Origin of the sequence: Thiohalocapsa sp. (assembly GCF_019695415.1) — a bacterium.
Taxonomy (GTDB): Bacteria; Pseudomonadota; Gammaproteobacteria; order Chromatiales; family Chromatiaceae; genus Thiohalocapsa.
The window spans coordinates 1-1,892 of the sequence record NZ_JAIFKJ010000043.1 but is presented as its reverse complement, the minus strand read 5'-3'; the positions used below and the strand labels follow the sequence as shown (position 1 = coordinate 1,892).

General features: G+C 64.5%; 1 protein-coding gene. It reads left to right on the top strand.

Annotation, left to right across the window (positions count from 1 at the left end; all coding sequences use genetic code 11):
• Positions 1-88 precede the first annotated feature (88 nt).
• On the top strand, positions 89-1,162 hold the full coding sequence (gene pstS, locus I6U14_RS00530; protein WP_296895997.1) for a phosphate ABC transporter substrate-binding protein PstS: 1,074 nt from the start codon (positions 89-91) through the stop codon (positions 1,160-1,162).
• Positions 1,163-1,892: the final 730 nt, after the last annotated feature.

Genomic DNA, 1,892 nt, shown 5'->3' with positions numbered 1-1,892 from the left:
GGAGAGGGAGAGCAGTCCAATCGGCGCCGCCTGAGCCCCTGCCTCCGTCGCACTACCCCCATCATCGCTTTGGAGCCGAGGACCAAAAATGAACCATGCCCGTTCCTCGCTGGCTTGCCTGCGCCATTTGCTGATTCCCTTGTTGCTGGCTGGCCTGCTTGCACCGGCGCAGGCCGAGGAAGGCGGGCAGGACGCGCTCAGACTTCTGGGTACCGGTGCCAGCTTCCCCGCGCCGCTTTATCTGCGCTGGTTCCGGGATTACTACTTGGCCCATCCGGACGTGCACATGGACTACCAAAGCATCGGCAGCGCTGGCGGTGTGAAGGACTTCATCGGTGGCCGCGTCGACTTCGCGGGCACCGACCTCAAGCTCACCGAGGAAGAAGCCGCGCAAGTGCCGGGCGGCGTGCACCAGCTGCCCATGGCGGCTGGCGCTATCGTGGTCGTCTATAACCTGGAGGGCGTTCCGGCGCTGAAGCTGAGCCGTGATGCCTTGGTGGGCATTTTTTCCGGCGCGGTTGCCAACTGGAACGATCCGGCGATCGCAGCCACCAACCCTAATGTGGGCCTGCCGGACATGCCCATCGTCGTCGTGGCACGCGCCGATGCCAGTGGCACCAGCTACAAGTTCACCCGCCACCTGAGTGCCCTGAGCCCAGACTTCGCGGCAGCCGTCGGAGCCAACATGAAACCGGACTGGCCGGACACACTGAAGGACCGTACCGCATTGGTCCGTTCGCCCGGCAACGGCGGTGTCGCAGCCACCGTGCGGGCGGTCCCCGGCAGCATCGGCTACGTGCAGTATGCCTGGGGTTTCCTGCCCGGCATCCAGATGGCGGCGTTGGAGAACCGCGCCGGTAACATGATCGACCCGGGCAACGCCGCTTTCGACGCCGCCCTGAGCTCGGTGATGGCCAACCCGAGCGCGCCCAAGGCGACTGATCCGATAGGCGCGGAGGCCTATCCCATCGTCGCGCTCTCCTGGCTGATGCTGCGGACGGAATACGAGGACCCGAGCAAGCTGCAAACGCTCAAGGATGTCATTGACTATGCTATGGGCCCGGGGCAAGCGGTGACCGAGCAAATCGGCTATGTTCGTCTCCCCGACTCTGTCATTGAGTACGTGCAGAATCAGCTCAAGTCACCGGCGGCTGAGCCTTAAAGAACCCTTGGTGCGAAGCGTCGAGGAGTCCCGCGGCCACTGTCGGTCTCCCTCGTGTCGGGCACAGGTCTTGATGCGCTAGCGGCTGCGGGTATTAAAAGCGCTCACTGATGACGCGCCACGGACGGCGCCCACTCGGGCGCGGAGTGGGCTGCTGCACCGCCGGAGGTTACCGCCGGCTCGCCGCGCCCAGCGGCCATCGTTGCCGCAGGCGGGTCAGAATCTCGCGCAAGCTCGCACAGCATTCATCCGGCCGCAGCTGGCGGTTGGCGGGGCTGCTCAGGATGCGATACGCGACGTAGGGGTGCATGACTCCACTCTGGTCTTATCGTTGGTTGTTCGGGTGCGGGTGTGGTTGCAGCCCTTGCGCTCAGGCCTACTCTCGCAGCTGGCTACTCATCGTACCGGAACATATCCCTTAGTCGCGCATGGGGCGCCGTTTCGTCTGCTTTACACGTGCTCGGCACATACATCTTGGGCGAAGGTCGCATTGTGATGCGATCGCCGCCGTTCAGCAGCGCTCGTCGCCGCGGTCCTCACGACGATCCTTTACACCCACCACTGAGTCTTGGTCTACTCTGACGGGCGTGCCCTCGGGCACCTGTGCCGCGGCACACCGCTCCTGCCTCTGTGCTGAGGTATGGCGATACATGTTCCGCGGGTCACATCGGCACCCGTCCGCGCAACCGCGCCGGCTCATCCTCCCCAAGCAGTGAATCCGATGGCTGAG

Coding starts and splice junctions, on each gene's coding strand:
- pstS (WP_296895997.1), top strand. CDS start 89: ATGAACCATGCCCGTTCCTCGCTGGCTTGCCTGCGCCATTTGCTGATT.